The sequence below is a fragment of the Rufibacter sediminis genome, assembly GCF_014269285.1.
In the GTDB taxonomy this organism is placed as follows: Bacteria; Bacteroidota; Bacteroidia; order Cytophagales; family Hymenobacteraceae; genus Nibribacter; species Nibribacter sediminis.
Map to the genome: position 1 here is coordinate 1 of NZ_JACOAF010000011.1, position 17,670 is coordinate 17,670.

The window sequence follows — 17,670 nt, forward strand, 5'->3', positions numbered from 1 at the left end:
AAAACCTATATAAACGTTTAGTTCTCCTCTCCCATTTCAAATATAGGAAATTGCACTCTCGCAGATGGGCAAATATAAAGGTATAAACGTCATCTCGGCCGACGGCCTTCGCCGTCGTTTATACTAGACCGAAATCTATGAGTAAAACAAGCACTCTGCGCTAAATTTTATCCAATCTGATCTCATAGGGGGTGCCTCTCTTTATAACCGCCACGATCTGGTGGAGGAGCTTGTTTCTCACCGCGTTCAGAACGCTCATCTTGCTCTTGCCCTCCGCCACTTTCCTGTCGAAATACGCCTTCATCTCCTGGTTGTAGCGCACGCTGTTGAGGGCGGCCATGTGCAGCACCTGCTTGAGGTTTTTGTTGGCGAACTTGGAGACACCCGCCTTGGCCATGATGCTCGTTCCGCTGCGGTATTCGAAGGGGGCCACCCCGCAGTAGCAGGCCAGTTTCCGTCCGTCATCCATCCTCGTAAAGCCTTGGGTGTAGACCAGCAGCGAGACGGCAAGCACCTTGCCCACACCCTTCACCGAGGTAAGCAGGTCATATTTACCCTTCAGGGCATCGTCCTTGGCGATGAACTCCTGCATCTTCTCCTCCACCTGCTCCATGCTCTTCTCCAGTCCCTGGACGGCTTTCTTGTTCACCTGTTCAAGTGTTTTGCCAGAGACGGGGTCCACCGCCAGCAGTTCCTTTATGGTGACCTTGATGCTCTGCAGCGCCTTCTGCAGCCTCGACCTGTTGGCTTGCAGGTCCTTGAGCCGCTCCAGCGTCACCCCGGAGAGATTCACGCACTTTGCCTGACTTTGGTGCAGCAGGGCATAGCGGGCGATCCGCTGCGCGTCCACCTTGTCGTCCTTTCCCCTGACCATGCCGATGCTCCTCTTTATCTGCAGGGCGCTCTCCATCCATACCCTGACCTCCCTGGCCAGCAGGTAATGCACCAGTTGCCTGGTGTAGAGGCCCGTGTGCTCCAGACAGCAGAGGGTCTCAGGCCCCGCCTCGCAGCCGTGCTGCTTGAGCCAGGCCTTCAGGCGCCTGAAGCCCGAGGGGTTGTTGTTGGTTTTGCGGCTTAGTTCTCTGCCGCCGGCGCAGCAGACCAGGCACACGTCCAGGCTGTCCTTGCTCACATCGACGCCCAGAATGAAGGCGGGCGCTTGGGAATGGGTAGGCTTTTCCATATCTTTTCATCAGGTTGTGCAGACGGCGGATCGAAACCTTTATCATGGGCCCTCAAGTCCCGAAAATCTATATGACCCTTGCCTGCGGGTTTACAAATAAGGCAGCCAGACTGAATCGGTCTGTAGGTTGATTTTTCGCCTGGTTAGCGAGTAGTGCGCTGGCTGCCCCTTCAGCTACAGTGAAGTTAAACCTGTGGCTGGTAATAAAGAACTGTGGTTGTGGGAAAATTTATATCGGGGCAATCTAAAGGTTGTCCCGGACGGACAGGGTCCATATGTCCCTGTCCCGGCGGCAGCCCAACCGGATATGGGGCGGGCGCTCCGGGGAGCGGTACTTGATGGCGTTGGAGAGCAGGTTGTAGACGATGCTGCGCAGGTTCTTCTCCGAAAGCGGGAAGTTCGGGCAGCCGGGTTCCTCCACCTCTATCCGAGCCCCGCTGCGCTGGATATCGAAGGCCAGGTCCAGCTCCAAACCGGAGATGATCGGCGCCAGCTCGGCGGGGCGTACGACCTCAGCGGACTCCTTCTGCAGCTTGGTGACTTCGGCGAGTTGGCCGATGGTCTGCTTGAAGCGTCCCACCGCCCCTCTGAGCATCCCCATGACCCGATGCGTGTCCTTTGTCCCCTGGCCGGCTGAGGCTAGGTTCTCCTCCAGCACGCCGAGCAGCCCCTCGATGTTGAGGATCGGGTTCCTCAGGTCATGGGAGGCCGCGTAGATGAAGTTGTCCAGGTCTGCGTTGATGTGCCGTAGCTGGTCGTTCAGCCTGCCGAGCTTGGCGTTGGACTCCACCAGGCTCCCGTTCGACTCCTGCAGCTCCCGGGCCAGGGACTGGTTACGTTGGTCACTCTCCTGCAGTTTCCGGTGCGCCTCCACCTGGGCGGTCACGTCGGTCACCAGGGTATAGCAGCCCAGCACCTCGCCGTCCCGCTCGTCGGGGACGTAGCTGGTGCGGATATGCCGGGTGAAGCCTTCCCGGTACGGCATGGTGGCCTCGAAATCCACCCGTTCCCCTGCCAATGCCCTGTGCAGGTACTCTTTCACCTTTCCGTAGGCCTGCTCCCCCACGACGTCGGTCACCCTCCTTCCCAGCAATTCCCCGGACTTGAGAGGGAACCAGCTCTCGTAGGCTTTGTTGGCGAAACGGTAGGTCTCCTGCTGGTCGAGGTAGCCGATGAGGACGGGTAGGGCGTCGGTGACCATCCGCAGCTGACGGGCGCTGTCCTCCGCCGCCTGGCGCCCCCTTGCCTGCTCCGTCACCTCGTGGGCGAAGACCAGCACCCCGTCGACTTCGCCTAGGCCGTTGCGGCGCGCCTGGTAGGTGAAGGAGAAGTACATCTGGTCCGGGGCATCCCCCTCATGGCGGGCAAGCAGGAGGGGCAGCTCGGCGTTCACGTAGGTCTCCCCCGTGCGGTACACGCGGGCGAGGATCTCGGGGACCTGCGATTGCGTCAGCTCAGGCAGGGCCTCCAGCAGCGGCTTGTCGAGCAGGGTGCGGCCGGGGAAGATCTGCTGGTAGGTGGGGTTTACCAACCGATACACGAGCAGGGGCCCTTCCAGGATACAGATCGCGCCCGGGGCCTGCATGAAGACCCGCTCCAGGTGCTCCCGCTCCCGGACGGCCTCCTGCCGGGCCTCCTCTGTCTCCCGCGTGCGCTGCCGCACCTGCTCTTCCAGCACTCTGTTCAGCTGCTGTTCCCTCTGCCTGGCCTGGACCTGGGCCGTCACCTCGTAGGCGAACACCAGGATGCCGGTGATCTGCCCGGAAGGGTCCCTCAGGGCCTGGTATACGAAGTTGTAGTAGTTCTCCCCCAGGGAATCCCCGGAGTTGACGTGATCGAGTCGCACGAGCATCTCCGGGGCATGGAAAGGCTCCCCTGTCCGGTAGACCCGGTCCAGAAGGTCGAAGATGGGCTGCCCCGCGAGTTCGGGCATCGCCTCCGCGATGTGTTTCCCCAGGAGCGGACGGTCCCCTACTAGGGCCTGGTAGGGCGGGTTGACGAATTTGAAGACGTGCGTGGGGCCGTAGAAGACGCACATGAGCGCCGCGGACTGCATGAAGATGCCGTATATGTCGTCGGCCTGCAGGTGCGCCTGCTGGGCTTGCGGGGCCTGGCGTCCCCTCTCCTGGTGTTTCACGGTAAAATCTTTAAGGATGGGTCTAGGGCTTGCGTAAAGAGGGGGGGTTACGGGGTAGCGGTAGCATGAATCTGTAAAAAATGCAAAGGTAAGCAAATCTTGGGCAAAGCTAAAGCCGCTCCTGCCTACCGGGCTATCAGAGCCAATGCAAAACGTAACAGTAGGTTAAATGTTCCAGAGAACGGTACTTCCCCGAGCCAAATTTTGGTATCCATTCCTAAAGGTCGGTTCAACGCTTCCCGGGCCTTACAGATCTTGGCCTAAACCATGGTCAACGCTGATTGCCGTGTTAACCCAGCGTTGACCACAGCCCTGGAGTGGAGCATTAAACTCATCTAGGGAGGCAACTGGACCAGCAGCGGCGATTCTCGCCTACAGGCCCTAGTGGGGCTATGTGCCGTAGATAGAAGGGTGTTTAGGGGCAAATGGGGTGTTCCAGGGGAAGTGGGGCATTCCAGGGGTATGGTTTGCGTTCACTGTTGCCTTGCCCTGGGGCTAACTGCAGTTGGAACCCCGCCTTAGGGAGTCCCTTGAAACGGCACCTCCGAAAGGCAGACTTGAGATAGTTGAGGTAAGCCCCAACCGCCTGTTCGCCTTGGATTACCCCGGAAGGTGGATGTAGGGGGTGTCCTGCCCGACGGGCAAGCCGCTCCTTGCCGCCTCCACGTCCGAGCAGAGGTTGTTGTGCAGGTGGCGGATGACGTAGGAGCCGGTGCTCAGCCTGTCCAGGAAGGAGCAGAGTTCCTCCAGCCGCAGCAGGTAGTCCCTGTCCTTGTCTGTGTCGGGCATGGAAACGGAGAGAAAGTCCTCGATTGCCGCCAGGTGCGGAAAGGCGGCCTTGTGCCTGGCGATAGCGGTCCTAAGCTTGGAGACGATGGTCCCGTAGTTGGCTTTGGCCCCTTGGGGTTCAACCGAGCCTTTCTGTGCGTACATAATGGTTAACTTTGAAGTTAATCCAGGGCGAACAGATACAAGCTACGGTACGAGTGGGCCAGAGACTAAGGGGTGAAAACACATGCCCGTATGTAAAGGCGAACTAGCTTTGGGCCATGCGAATGTGCCTGAAGGTACGCCAATAATCCGCAAATGGCCGGAAAATATACCAAAAAACCCAATAAGCTTTATTCCCCGTCTATCAGCACCACGAAGTACTCCGAGCAGAAAAGGTTGAGGGCGTACATGTACCCTTCATAGAAGCTGGCAAAGCGTTCCTCCGAAACGATTCCGTGCCTTGCCACGGAATACCGGCCCAGCCCCTGCTTAGAAGAGGCCACCTCTGCTTCTTGTGACCATCCAACCGCGTTCTCCATGTCCTTGAAAATGAATGGTGAACACAAAAATACCGCCAATCCAACGAATATCCCGCGGATGCAGGCGTATCGCGTGTTTAAACAGGGGAATACCCGATTTGTACGCATGAAACAGGCGGGCTTTGGGTGGTTCTTAGGCTCGCCCAGGCGCGCTTGTTCTGAAGAAGGCCTTCGTTCGTCTTTCAGGGCTTAAAACGTTTTTTCCGGGGTGGGCTTGGCCCTGCGCCTATTCCCCTTCCACCTCCAGCAACTGGAGCACGTGGTGCTCTGTGAACGGCTTTTCCAGGTGGGCACTGACCATATGGAAATACTCCGTCCTGGCTTTGCTGTAGGCGTTGTCCGTGTCGCCGGAAGAAAGCACGACGATTCTGGGGAGGGATTTGCCCGTGGCTTCCTGCCACTGCCCCAAACCCTGCAGAAGCTCAAAGCCGTTCGCATTCGGTTGGTGTAGATCAAGCAGGATCAGGCTGAACTCCTGCCGCCCCATCAATTCCAGGGCTTCCCTTTCGTTCTTGGCGAAGAATAGGCTTTCGGTCCGGTTCATCCGGTACATCACCCTTGAGAGGAGAAACCGTGCGGTGTCGTCGTTGTCAATGACAAGAATCTGACCAATGCTCATTGGTGTAGTAGGTTTGGGCTGTTGAAACAAATCGTTGATTCCAGCTTGGAAACCTACATTATACCCTGAAAAGTTCTGCAAGCAAAGCTTTTTCAAAGCCCCTCCGGCATCTTTCCGCAAAAGCCAAACCCTACCTGTGGCTTCTTACTTTAGAGGGGGGAGGTCTTGGTCCTTAATCTTTCAGGGATGATCTCTCCACGGCGAAATTGCCCTTTCAAAGTGGGTGAACCCGTAGCGGCAAGCGGTGTAATAGTGGTTGAGGTACCCAATAATTGCTCCGTCCTTGATTAAAACGAATTTCCCGGAGGGTAAAAGGGGGCTTTCGGGCTGTTCAACAGCACCGTCGGTGGGGGATAGGGAATTGGACATAAAGGGGGGGGGACAAGGCCCAAAGGTAAACAGAAATCTACTTTGTTGTGTCTGAGGTCTGACCAGAATTCTCAAAGGCAGCCCTTTAGGCGTTGCTCCCTCTGCAATGGACAAGCGCCAAGGCGCCTGCCCCCGACTATTCCAGAAGCCCAGGCTTGGTCGCAAAGAAAGCGCCCTGGTCGTCAGACGGGCTTCCCGGGCAATTTCCTGTCTCACCGCGGGCCTAAGCCATGTTCAATGTTCATTGCCGTGTCGGCTTCCTGGTCAAGCCCTTCCTAGCCGACCTGTCAAGGGACCGCCTCTCATGGGGACCTAGGTTTCCCTCTCCCTCCCGGGGGCTATGGTGAAACCCGCTGGGTGAGAGCGCGTAAACGAACTATTGTTCACTCAACCCATTCTAGGACAGCTGCCTCCTATCCGCTTGCGCTCTGGCGAGGCACGGCCTAGAACCTACGTCATATGAGAGGTTTCCTGGAAGGCCGCACACCCAAATGTGCGGCTTTTCTTATGTCCGCCTTTCTTCGTAATTTCGCATCCCCTTCCCCCCGAGCGGTTCAATCCTAAAACCCTGACAGAACACCTACCTCCGGGTGCTGAGAAACAGATATGAAGAAATTCAGAAAGGTCCTGTTGGTCGATGCCGACCCGATCAGTACTTATATCACCTCATCCATCATGGGAAGAGAAGGATTCGCGGAAGAGATCATCACCACCCGAAGCGGCGAGCAGGCCTACGAGATGCTCAAAGGCTGCACCTCCGGCAAGGCCGCCCACGACTGCCCCGACCTCATTTTCATCGATCCCATGCTGCCCGGCATGGACGGCTTTGAGTTGATGGAGGAGTACCGGAAACTGTCCCCGGCCCTGACCCCGAAGGTCGTCTTCCTGTCCGTCACCGGTGACCTACGGGCAATGAACCAGGACCAAAGGCTCGAAGCCGTAGACTTCCTAGTGAAGCCTCTCACCACGCAGGCCCTGGCCAACCTACTACCCAATTAAACAAAGGAAACCATGGAAGAGATACGGCCCCTGACCCACCTAGAGAAAAGGAAGATCATCTCCTCTACGGGCAGCTACGCCCTTGATTTCTACCCCTCAGCTAGCTTGGCCCGAATGGTGTTCCGGCGTCGCCCCTCGGACCTGGAGTACCAATCGGCCATCGCCAACTTCTTCGACTTACTGTTCAAGGAGGAGGTGCGATTGATGCTGTTCAACAATCTGAGCGCGGGGCTGATCTCACCCGAAAGCCAGGCGCTGAGCAGGTCCTATATCGAAAACCTGCTGCCCAAAAGCGCACTGCGGAAGATGGCCTGCGTGGTGGGGGGCGACTTCATCCAAAGACTGCTCATCTCCAACATGCACCGCGGGGCCGAGTCTCCCTACGACATGCGGTTCTTCGAATCAGAAGAGCAGGCCGTGGCGTGGCTGCTGCAGAGTGAAGGCTAGAAAACCCTGGCGCCGCGCATCCGTAGAGAGGAATGCTAGTTTAAGCTTTTAAGGCAGGCGACCCGGCGAACGGCGGGGTCGCCTGCCTTGCTTTCCAGCCGGTAGGAACCTAGCAAAGCCAGAGTCCCTCCCCGTCGTAAGCCCCCTCCAGGAACTCGCCCAGAGTTCGGGAAGTTGTCGCCTGATGGAAGGCGGCAACAACCGATTGTAGTCCCTCTTCTTTGCCCTAGAGTTGGGAATACCTGTCTTGATATTTGAGAGATATAGGCTGTGTCCTTCGCGACCTTGGTAAGGTTCACCTATCCATGCTCACCCTGAGTAAATGGGCTTGTAGAAGACTTTAGGCTACCTGGCTTATCTATGCCTCTTTCAAAAACTATGTCACCTAAGAGTGTAGCGGTTGTCAAAGAATTTATAATTATATAAATAGTCATAGTAAATTATTTATATAATTATAATATGTTAAAACATATATTTGTATTTTTACATGGCAATTAGACTTAATAATGGGTTTAGCTATATTCAAAATGTACCCATGAATACTCAATAAATACCGCTTATTAACTAAGATTTCATCATTTGCCGAGCCAAAGCCCCCGTTCGTCGAAAAAAAAGAACCTAAATACCTTCGAAAGAAGGTGTTTAGGAAAAATTGAATAATTTTGCGTCATCATCTTTAATGCAGTCTAGTTAGTAAAGCAACTCTCTTCGAATTGTCAAACTGTTTGATTGATATAGTAGATGGATTGGCCCTAAATTTCCAATTAAACCTTTTATATGGTGCGAACTCTACGACTCCTCACCTTTGCCTTGCTCCTGTTCCCGTTCACCATGTACGGGGAAGGGTCAAAGCAGTTAACGCCCAACGCTTCCACGGCAGCTTTAACCAGCACCCTCAACGACAGGGTTGGGTACCTGGCGCACGACGCGAACTTTCCAAGCGCCACCGGGGTAGCCATCACCTCCCTCAGTTTCCTGAAGCCTGCCGGGTTCAGCCGTAACGGGGCTACTTATTCCAAAGACCACCGCCTCTACATCCGGGTGAAGGCCGGGGAGACGCTTTACTACGGGGTGCGTCGGGCCGTCCATGACCAAACCACTGCCAACCAAGCAGACCTGACCATTACCCTCAGACGCACCAGTGTGGACGGCGTAGATGACGCTGGTTTCTCGCAAGCCAATACGTTAAGGGCGAACACCAACTCTACCAGAGACATGTTGCTGGTGGCAAACCAGAACGGGGTAATTGACAATGCCACCGAAGCGAACAACGGACCTAACCGCCCTGCCCGAGGGGCCTTTGCTGCCGTAACCAATGGGTATACGCCGCTCAGCATCACCAACACCACTGGGGTAGACCAAGATTACTATGTAGAGTTCACCCAGGTAGGAGAATCTGGCTGGACCGACGATGGACGCCGTTTCTCGGTGTATGACCTATGGGATTTCACGGTGATTGACGCAACCGGCGCCGAGAGACAGGGCCGGATGCGCGGCAAGCTGTGGTCTTTCTCTGCGGGCGGAGCAGACAACGTGTTCTCCAAAGACTTCAACATGTACCCCCTGATCCCAAGCGAGGACCAGGCCGGAAAATTCTTTGTAAAGAAAATCGAGCTGGCCGGCATAGCCCCGCAGAACTTCTTCCGGTTTGTGACCAACCGCTTCGGGTCCACTACGGCCGCGGGCACCACGGCAGAGGAAAGAAGAAAAAGCCAGAACAGCCAGATAGACTACCCGGAGCTTTTCAACTTCGTGAACAACCCGGATGAAAGCATCTGGCTCAGCGCGGCAGCTCCCACTTTCACCGTTTCCATCAACAACACTTGCAATCCCACTACTAATGGAGGGAAATCGACTTTCAACCTGAATACAACTGAGAGCAGCACGTTCATTGTCTTGATCAACCTGAATGGGGTGAATGGGTACCAACCAGGATCTGCCGACGTGTTGCTACAATCTTCGGGGGTCAAAGGCACCCGGGCGGTGGAATGGAACGGCTTGAACGGCCTCGGCCAAGTGGTGCCTAAAAACACCACGCTCAACTACTTCTTCCGGAACGGGAGCGCTCCGGTGCATTTCCCGGTGTGGGACGCGGAGAAAAACCTGGATGGTTTCCGGGTGCAGGATATACGGCCAATGGCCGGGTCCAACTATGACGGGCTCCTTTTCTGGGATGACACCAACCTGCCTACCTCATCGTTCCCAACTCCTCAGTCTGAACTGTTCGGGGTGGTTTCTTCCAGCGGGGTACACCGGTGGGGAACTTCCACCGCCGCCGCCGGTGACTTGAAAACGGTCAATACTTGGACCTACGGCTACACAGGCTCCAGCCAACAGTCTGCCACCTTCGCCTATGACTGTAGCGCAGAAGTGGCCGTCACCAACACTGCCTCCACAGCTCCTTACGCCATTGGTAAAGAATTTACTTACACCGTGACCGTCATCAACAACGGCCCGCTCCCCGCCTCCAACGTGGTGGTAACCGACCAGTTGGATGCCACAAAACTACAGTTCGTGAGCTCCTCAGATGCCGCTTACAACAGCACTACCGGTGCCTGGAACGTGGGAACCTTGGCGGTAGGAACATCCAAGACCTTAACTATTACGGCCAAGCCGCTGGCGATAGGTACCATCACCACCACTGCCTCCCAAACCCATACCGAAGCAGATAACGTGACTACCGACAACAGTGCCTCGGCTACTATCACCGTGCAACCATCCGCGGATATTGCAGTAACCAACACTGTTCCCAGAACCAGCTACTACAATGGAGAATTGGTGACCTATACCATCATGGCCCAGAACTTAGGCCCCAATGCTGCCACTGGAGTTACCATTACAGATAAGTTACCTACAGGACTAATCTTACAAGGAAGTACTCCAACGGGTTACGATGCCACTACCGGAGTCTGGACCGTGGGTAACCTCACCGTGAACGAGACAAAAACCATCACCCTGACTGCGAGAGCCTCTCAACAAGGAACGCATACCACTACGGCAACGGTAGGCAGCAGAACCGGCTACGAACTGGACCTGAACAGCAGCAACAACACCATGTCCAACACCATTACCGTTCTGCCTTCCGCGGACGTAGCGGTCACCAACACAGTTTCCAATGTCAATCCGGGGCAGGGAGACGCCATCACTTACACCGTTACAGCGGTAAACAACGGCCCTAGCAACGCCACTAATGTTTCAGTGGCGAACCAACTGCCGGCCGGGTTAACCATCACAGGCTATACGGCCAGCAACGGTACATTTGATGCCGCTACCGGTACCTGGACGGTGGGAACCATTGTCACGAACGGATCACAGACGCTGACCATCACGGCAAAACCTACCTTGACGGGGACCTTAGCCGTAACCTCCTCCCAGACCCACACAGAGTATGACGCTATAAGCACCAACAACACCGCCAGCACCACCATCACGGTGAAACCAACCGCCGATGTGGCCGTGACTAACGTGATTACCTCGCCCTTCAAAGCCACTTACGCCAATGGTGACGAGGTGACCTATACCGTAACCGTTAGCAACAATGGCCCAAGCACGGCTACCAATGTGGTGGTGACTGACCAGCTTCCGGCTTCTCTGACGTTGGTGAACAACTCCACCAGCACAGGTTCTTATAATCTGACCTCGGGAACCTGGTCTGTGGGAACCTTGGCCAACGGCGCCTCCGCCACCCTTACTTTGGTGGGGAAAGTAAACCAAAGTGCCATCATCACCACCACCGCTACGCAAACTCACACCGAGTACGACAACACCAACGGGAACAACAGCGCCTCCAATTCCATCACTTCCGGCACCGGCACCATCACCGCCGATATCCAGGTGACCACCGGTATGTCTGCCGGTCCGTATTACACCGGCAAGCCTATTACCCTGGGTGTGCGGGTAGACAACGTGGGTCCTGATGCGGCCACTGGCGTTTCTATCAACGCATTGATTCCGGCTGGTTTCACTTTGGTGAGCGCTACCCCTAAAGTAGGCACCTATGACGCCACAACCGGCATCTGGACCTTGGGCAACCTGGCGGCCGGAAGCTTTACCGGAATGAACCTGGTAGTAGTGCCCAACATTGACAATACCGTGACCACCGGCAAGGAGTATACCTTCACCGCCACGAAAAGAACAGGAAACGAGTCTGACACCAATACCGCCAACAACACTGCCTCCGCCACTTTCACGGTGCAGAAAGCGGCAGACCCAACGGTAAGCGTGGCAGTAACTGGCGATGTGAATGGTGTCTTCTACAAAGGCATCACGGAGGCTACCTTCACCTTGACCGTGACTAATAACGGCCCAGACAGAGCCACTAATCTGGTGGGATATGACACTCGCACCGGAACCATCGACATCACCTCCGCAGAGCTGGACAAGGGATATAACCCAACCACTGGTAAATGGATCATTCCTTCCCTGAACCCCGGCGAATCTGTGACCTTGGTGGTGAAAGGAATTCCCAACACCACCGGCCGCCTGAACCTGGGAGGAAACATTGCCTCCCTGGACCAGACCGATCTCAACCTGGAGAACAACAAAGCTGTTGCCTTGTTGAACGTAGTACCAGTGGCAGATCTGCAAGTGACCAACACTCCGGCGGGAGGGCCATATCATAACGGAAGATCTACTGGCTTTACTGTCACTGTGAAAAACAACAGCACAGACGCGGCCACAGGTGTGAAGATTGAGGATATCCTTCCTGCTAATCTACACTTTGAACAAGCTACCGCATCTGTAGGAATCTATGATGCTAAGTCGGGAATTTGGACCCTGGGCACAGATCTGCTTCCAGGCTCTACAGAAACACTGGTTATCATGGTGAAGCCCGCTTCCGGTACTAGCGTTTATACAACCACCGCCTCGGTGAAAACAGCCAATGAGTATGACAATAATACGGCCAACAACAGCGCCACCGCGCAAATTGCAACAGAGAAAACCGCTGATGTAGCTATAGCAAGTTCTATAGAAGTTGGGCCTTATTATGTAAATGGTCAGTACCTGGTCACCATCACGGCCACCAACAACGGACCAGACCCAGCTACTGGGGTAGTGGTGTCGGCACATGTTGCCCCTGGGGTAACTTTGGTGCCAGGCAGCGGTAAACAGTCAGATGGAACTACCATTGATGCAGCCACGGGTATCTGGACCATCGGTACCATCGGGGTGAATGAAACCAAGACCCTGACGTTCCTGGCTCAGCCTATCACCTCCGGAATCCTGAACAGCTACGGAGTGAAAACTGCCCAAGCTGAATTTGACCCTAACGGTGGCAACACTGCTAACGGCAACAACAGCACCGCGGTAGTATTTGAGGTTCAAGACCGCGAAGCCGCTGCCCAGGTGCTGCTCACCGACAGGCACATGTTCTTCTTCAACACCGGAGACCACATTGCTGAACTCACTGACCCAGATGGCCCAATCCAGAGTGCGGAAATCATCAACGGCTCTTTACCTGGCGGTGTGCGCCTGGGTAATGACGGGGCACTGGAAGTAGACAACAAGTTCAACCTGGTTCCGGGGACTTATACTTTGACCGTGAGAACCACCGATGCCACCGGCGGGGTAAGTGCAACCACTTTCACCTACGTGATCTCCGGCGACTGGGACAATGACGGCGTAGCCGATGTAGACGACCTGGATGATAACAATGACGGCATCATCACTGAACCGGGAGCCGTGAACCCAACCGCAGACGCTGACGGCGACGGCATCTACAACTACCTGGACACTGACTTTGTGCACCCGGTATACGGAGCCTTCAGAGACGTGAACCATGATGACATCCACGATGCGTTTGACATTGACCTGGACGGTCTGATCAGAGGATACGACATTGACATTGACGGAGACGGTATCCCGAATGCCATTGAGGCAAACGGCGGTGTGGCCCCTGCCGGTTACAACCCATTGACCGGAACCTTCACCGGACCAGTGAACCAATACGGCATTCCGCTGGCCGTACTGGATGCCAACGGAAACATGAAACTACCTAATACGGATACCGATGGCGACGGCCACCGTGATTTCCAGGACATTGACTCAGACAATGACGGTCTTCTGGACAACTTGGAAGCTCAGTCTACCTTCGGATATGTGGCCCGGACCGGGGCAGACAGTGACCGTGACGGTCTGGACAACGCCTATGATCCAACCTGCGGCTGCAGCACAAACGGAACCGCAGTAGCCCTTGTGAACACCGATGCAACGGACAAGCCTGACTACCTGGACACCAACAGCGACAATGACCAGTACGAAGACTACGTGGAGTCTCTGGACGATGACCAGGACGGCATCACCCTGGGTGACTACAAAACCCGCGCAGCCGCCTTCGAGGCCAAAACTGGATTGGGCTACTACACCACTTCGGACAGCAACAACAATGGCATTCCTAACTGGCTGGAGAGAGTGAACGGAACCTATGCCTTCCTCATCCCAAGCAACAAGTACTACCATGACACCGATCTGGACGGAATAGTAGACCTGTTTGACACAAGCAATGGAGGCGCAACCATTAACCAACCGTTAGTGTTACTCCCCGGCACCACAGACAAGTATGAGTACGCCGCACGCAGCAGCGCCCTGGCCACTCCACTTCCGGTGACGTTGATCAGCTTCACCGCCAAAGCCCAGAAAGAAGGCGTGCAACTGGTGTGGGCCACCGCCTCGGAGAAGGACAACAGCTTCTTCCAGGTGGAGCGCAGCGCAGATGGAAAGGATTTTGTGGCTATCGGTCAGGTGAAAGGCCTCGGTAACAGTAACGTGCTGGTCAGCTACTCCTTCAACGACGTGGCTACCCCTGAAGGTACCGTGTACTACCGCCTCAAGCAGGTGGACATTGACGGAAAGTTCGAGTACAGCAAAACCATCGCCGTGCAGACGAAAGGAATTGCTCCGGTTCAGGCAACCTTGAAGGCCTATCCGAACCCAACTGCTGATGCTGTAAACCTGGATCTAACCAAAGTAGCCACCGCACCGGTGACCATCAAGGTAATTGCCCTGGATGGGCGTCTTATGGAATCATTGGAGGTTACGGGCGGGTCGGTACAGAAAGTTGATCTAACCAAGGTCGCGGCAGGAACCTACCTGCTACAGATGACAGGCATAGACTTTGAGACCGTCACCCGCGTGGTGAAGCAATAACCTTAAAACCAAATCTGCAAAAAGGGAAGGGGCACTAAATGGCGCCCCTTCCCTTTTTGCATGTCCCTCCTATGATTATAGCCTTAAATCAGAAAAGAGGAGAAAAAACTAACCCCAGTTTTAGACCTATTTCCAACAAAGCTACCCTCATTCCCCAGATAGAACATGTCCCAGGTGTCTGTGGCCGTCCTCCACGACATGGCAGGCCCATAGTACCTCTTATGTCAAATCCCAAGAGCCTGCAACTTTACAAGACAAAACTCAGCCTTGCTAGCAATCCATGCTATTAGCCTCCTGGACAGAACAGGCATTATAGGCTAAGCAAATCTCCTCCGGCTGAACATAACCTTCGTTATGGACTTACAATCTTTGGCTGAACAATCTTTAACTGAAGGTAGACCCCACGGGTAAAGGAAGGTTAAGCATTGCCTGAGCATGCCCAGGAATTTCCCGCCCCGCTTGCGCACAGCAAGCGGGGATTGTTTTTTCCCCTATCTTCGGGCTATATATACAAGCAATGCCGTTCAGGAAAAAAGCAACGAGGAGTTAGAGCGGATCCTTTCCAGGGTCGAGGAACTGGGGGACGCGTACGGGGACAACGGCCAAGCCCTGGCCGACCACATGGGAGAGGCGCTACTGGTATTCGGCGGCCTGGCCAACCAGGGTTTCACCGAGGACCACCTCGACCACATCATCAACTATTGACGCTCGCGGGTGGAGTACGCGCTCTACCTGGTGGAGCGCGAGGAGCGGGAGGACGCGCTCCAACTCGCCAGGCAGACCCTGAGCTACTACCTCAAGAACAGCCAGCTGGGGGCCGGCAGCGAGGTGGGACTCTGACCCCTCGGAAAGGGTTTCCCCGGAAGATTTTCCCCAGATGCGCACAAACGAGAACCAATTCCTGTTGCTGGCCCTTCTGCTCCGGGAGGTCAGGGAGTACCAGTTGAAAAAAGCAAGCATGGAGGTGGCCGTTGCCCTATTGGACCAGATCAAGGGGACCGTTTCCATTATAGACTACGATAACCGACAGGAGGAAGTAGCCGTCCTGGTGCTGGCGACCCTGGAGAGCCTCTCCCTCGCCGGGACCCTGGCCCGCCGGGGACATGTCCCCAAGGCGTTCACCGGCACGAGGCTGGCCCTCCTCCACCTGCTCAGGAAAGCGGCCCTGTTCCGGCAGCCGTAGTCGGACCTCTCTTGCCCCAACCCGCCGGACGGCCTGTCTCGCCTATTCCTTGGGCAGCTCTATGTATAAGGTGGAACCTTTGCCCTCCTCGCTCTCGAACCGGATGCGGCCCCCGTGCCACTCCACGATGGTCTTGATGATGGACATGCCCAGCCCCGTACTCGGCTCCCCCCCGCAGGCCCGGCCTCCGGGCCCGGGTGAACTTCTCGAACAGTTCGTCCCTGTACCTGGCGGGGATGCCGACGCCGTCGTCCTGGACCATGATGAGCACGCAGCCGTCCTTCTCCTCCAGCCCGATGCTGATTACCCCGTCGTCCTGGGTGAACTTGATGGCGTTGGAGAAGAGGTTGTTGATGACCTGCGAGAACTTGTACTCGTCCACCTGGGCGTAGAATTTGTCGGCCGAGGAGGTGAACCGGATCTCCTTTTTAATGTCTCGCCCTCCCGTTACTGCTCGATGATGTCCCAGACCATCTTCCCCAGGTCCACCCGGCTCTTCTTCATCACCGTCTGGGAGGACTCCAGGAACTCCTGCTGCACGAACTCCCGGATCAGGCGCACGTTCCGGGCGCAGCTCTCGCGGATGATGCGGATGGTCTCGTTCACTTCCTCGTCCCCGTACCTCTCCGTGCTTTCCGAGAGAATCTCAGTGAGGGCGTGGATGTTATTCAACGGACCGGCCAGGTCGTGGGAGAGGATCTCCAGCACGGAGTCCTTCTTGGCGGCGAACTTCTGCATGTTGGCGACGCTCTCCTTCTGGGCGGTGATGTGGTCCACGATACCTGTTATGGTCTCTTTCCCCTGCGCCTCGGTGACCATGCGGGCTCACCGAGAGCCACCGCACGGATTTGTCGGGCAGCACGATGCGGAACTCGATCTCCTGCCGGATGATGCCCGCTGTTAGCTCCCGGTATTCTTTCGCCAAGTAGTCACGGTCGTCAGGGTGGACGGCCTCCCAGACGGTGGCCGGGTCGGTCAGGGCGCTTTCTCGCGTCCGGCCCCAGATATGGCTGAAGGCGGGGTTGAGGAAGGTGAGGCGGCAGGAATCCAGGTCATAGGAGAACAGCACCTTGCCGGTCTGGGCGGCAAGGGTCTTGAGGAGGTCGGAGTCATGGTGGTCGTGCATGGCGTCGGTACTCATTATTGTCATTCAGTATAGTTATATAGGGATATGGGTCTTTTAATCCGAAACCTCGGTGGGTGTTATGGATTGATCCGGAAAATCCGTCCCTTGGATTTGTACTTTCCTTTACCTGGGCGGGGAGGGTTTGGTCCAAAGTCGACTAGGGTTGATCCAGATAGGATCGTATCGCGTTTTCCATGGGACTTTCTAAAAACGGAGTAGAAGATTCCAACTTTCCCGGGGAAACCGAGTAAAAACGGGATAGCCTGTGTATTTATACAAATATTGCCAAAAACCTCGACTTCCCCCATGACGAGAACGATAGGAACCGTGCTGCTGGTGGACGACGACCCCACCGCCCTCTACATCGCCCGAAACGTGCTCAGGAGACTGGGCGTCGCCGAGCTGGTCCTCACAGCCCACAACGGGCAGGAGGCCCTCCAGCTGATCCGCAGCGCCTGCGCGGAGCCCAACCGGGCGGCCCTTTGCCCCAGGCTGATCCTGGTGGACGTGAAGATGCCCGTCATGGACGGGTTCGAGTTCGTCGGGGCGCTGGGGACCATGGAGTTCCCGGTGAGGCCCGTCGTCGCCATGCTCTCCTCCTCGCAAAACCCGCGGGACCTGCGGCAGGCGGACGGGCGGGGGGTGGACGCCTACCTGGCCAAACCCCTCACGGCCCAGTCGCTGGGGAGTTCCTAAGGAAGGCCTTCGAGGGGGCCGGCCTGTAGCCCTTCAGGTTGTCACCCCATCCGTCGATTACCTCACTTGAGGACAAGCCGTAACCCCACCGTAGAAAACGGCTCCCCACCGTGCTTGTACCGCTTTTTCAACCAACCGTAACCTATCCTGCCCATCGGCTGTTGTTTACTACCACCACCAGGCAGGGATGAAGAAAGCGGAGCATTTCAAAGGCGGGGTCAGGCAGGTTTCCCAGCGCCTGCCCCATAGGTCAAGGAGGCGCCGGGCCACCAGGCCCTACCTCGTGGTGTGGCATGGCCATGCGCTGGGGGAAAGGTTCGCCAGCGTCTACGAGGCCTACATGCACGCCCTGAACCGTTTCTGCTCGGAGGACTTCCTGGTAGAGAAAGAGGGAGGTTGATCACTTAACTATATCAACATTTGTTCAAGAGCGAGGAGGGGAAAGGTAATGCCTT

General features: G+C 56.0%; 13 protein-coding genes and 2 pseudogenes. 6 read left to right on the forward strand and 9 right to left on the reverse strand.

Annotation, left to right across the window (positions count from 1 at the left end; all coding sequences use genetic code 11):
• Positions 1-160: 160 nt before the first annotated feature.
• From H7U12_RS04510 to H7U12_RS04530, 5 genes are all read right to left on the reverse strand, one after another.
• Positions 161-1,183: an IS110 family RNA-guided transposase gene (locus H7U12_RS04510; RefSeq protein ID WP_186633595.1), complete on the reverse strand. Its 1,023-nt coding sequence runs from the start codon at positions 1,181-1,183 to the stop codon at positions 161-163.
• Between the two features lie 244 nt (positions 1,184-1,427).
• Entirely contained in the window at positions 1,428-3,320 is a 1,893-nt protein-coding gene (locus H7U12_RS04515) for a PAS domain-containing sensor histidine kinase (RefSeq protein WP_186633598.1), read from the reverse strand.
• A gap of 600 nt (positions 3,321-3,920) precedes the next feature.
• The gene (locus H7U12_RS04520; protein ID WP_186633601.1) at positions 3,921-4,253 is read right to left on the reverse strand and encodes a hypothetical protein; all 333 of its coding nucleotides are present in this window, start codon (positions 4,251-4,253) and stop codon (positions 3,921-3,923) included.
• 188 nt (positions 4,254-4,441) lie between these two features.
• Complete coding sequence (locus H7U12_RS04525; protein ID WP_186633604.1) at positions 4,442-4,630, reverse strand: hypothetical protein; 189 nt, start codon at positions 4,628-4,630, stop codon at positions 4,442-4,444.
• 226 nt (positions 4,631-4,856) lie between these two features.
• Positions 4,857-5,249 carry a response regulator gene (locus tag H7U12_RS04530; RefSeq protein WP_186633607.1) on the reverse strand — a complete coding sequence of 131 codons (393 nt, stop codon included), beginning with the start codon at positions 5,247-5,249 and terminating at the stop codon, positions 4,857-4,859.
• A gap of 975 nt (positions 5,250-6,224) precedes the next feature.
• On the opposite strand from H7U12_RS04530, the gene H7U12_RS04535 reads away from it, so the two are divergent.
• The 5 genes from H7U12_RS04535 (at position 6,225) to H7U12_RS04555 (ending at position 15,393) form a co-directional block, all read left to right on the forward strand.
• A complete protein-coding gene (locus H7U12_RS04535; RefSeq protein ID WP_186633610.1) occupies positions 6,225-6,617 on the forward strand; it encodes a response regulator in 393 nt (130 codons plus the stop codon).
• Between the two features lie 12 nt (positions 6,618-6,629).
• On the forward strand, positions 6,630-7,064 hold the full coding sequence (locus tag H7U12_RS04540) for a hypothetical protein (protein ID WP_186633613.1): 435 nt from the start codon (positions 6,630-6,632) through the stop codon (positions 7,062-7,064).
• A gap of 777 nt (positions 7,065-7,841) precedes the next feature.
• Entirely contained in the window at positions 7,842-14,210 is a 6,369-nt protein-coding gene (locus H7U12_RS04545; protein ID WP_186633616.1) for a T9SS type A sorting domain-containing protein, read from the forward strand.
• Positions 14,211-14,645: 435 nt separating this feature from the next.
• Positions 14,646-14,915: a hypothetical protein gene (locus H7U12_RS04550; RefSeq protein ID WP_186633620.1), complete on the forward strand. Its 270-nt coding sequence runs from the start codon at positions 14,646-14,648 to the stop codon at positions 14,913-14,915.
• Positions 14,916-15,087: 172 nt separating this feature from the next.
• The gene (locus H7U12_RS04555; RefSeq protein ID WP_186633624.1) at positions 15,088-15,393 is read left to right on the forward strand and encodes a hypothetical protein; all 306 of its coding nucleotides are present in this window, start codon (positions 15,088-15,090) and stop codon (positions 15,391-15,393) included.
• 42 nt (positions 15,394-15,435) lie between these two features.
• Here H7U12_RS04555 and H7U12_RS04560 read toward each other — a convergent pair whose 3' ends face one another.
• The 4 genes and pseudogenes from H7U12_RS04560 to H7U12_RS22945 form a co-directional block, all read right to left on the reverse strand.
• On the reverse strand, positions 15,436-15,540 hold the full coding sequence (locus H7U12_RS04560; protein WP_186633627.1) for an ATP-binding protein: 105 nt from the start codon (positions 15,538-15,540) through the stop codon (positions 15,436-15,438).
• A 79-nt stretch (positions 15,541-15,619) separates the two neighbouring features.
• Positions 15,620-15,775, reverse strand: a pseudogene (locus tag H7U12_RS22940) (ATP-binding protein); the annotation flags it as partial.
• Positions 15,776-15,840: 65 nt separating this feature from the next.
• Entirely contained in the window at positions 15,841-16,212 is a 372-nt protein-coding gene (locus H7U12_RS22555) for a histidine kinase dimerization/phospho-acceptor domain-containing protein (protein ID WP_241749123.1), read from the reverse strand.
• Between the two features lie 64 nt (positions 16,213-16,276).
• Positions 16,277-16,543, reverse strand: a pseudogene (locus tag H7U12_RS22945) (PAS domain-containing protein); the annotation flags it as partial.
• A 282-nt stretch (positions 16,544-16,825) separates the two neighbouring features.
• Here H7U12_RS22945 and H7U12_RS04575 point away from each other — a divergent pair.
• Complete coding sequence (locus H7U12_RS04575; protein ID WP_186633634.1) at positions 16,826-17,215, forward strand: response regulator; 390 nt, start codon at positions 16,826-16,828, stop codon at positions 17,213-17,215.
• Positions 17,216-17,670: the final 455 nt, after the last annotated feature.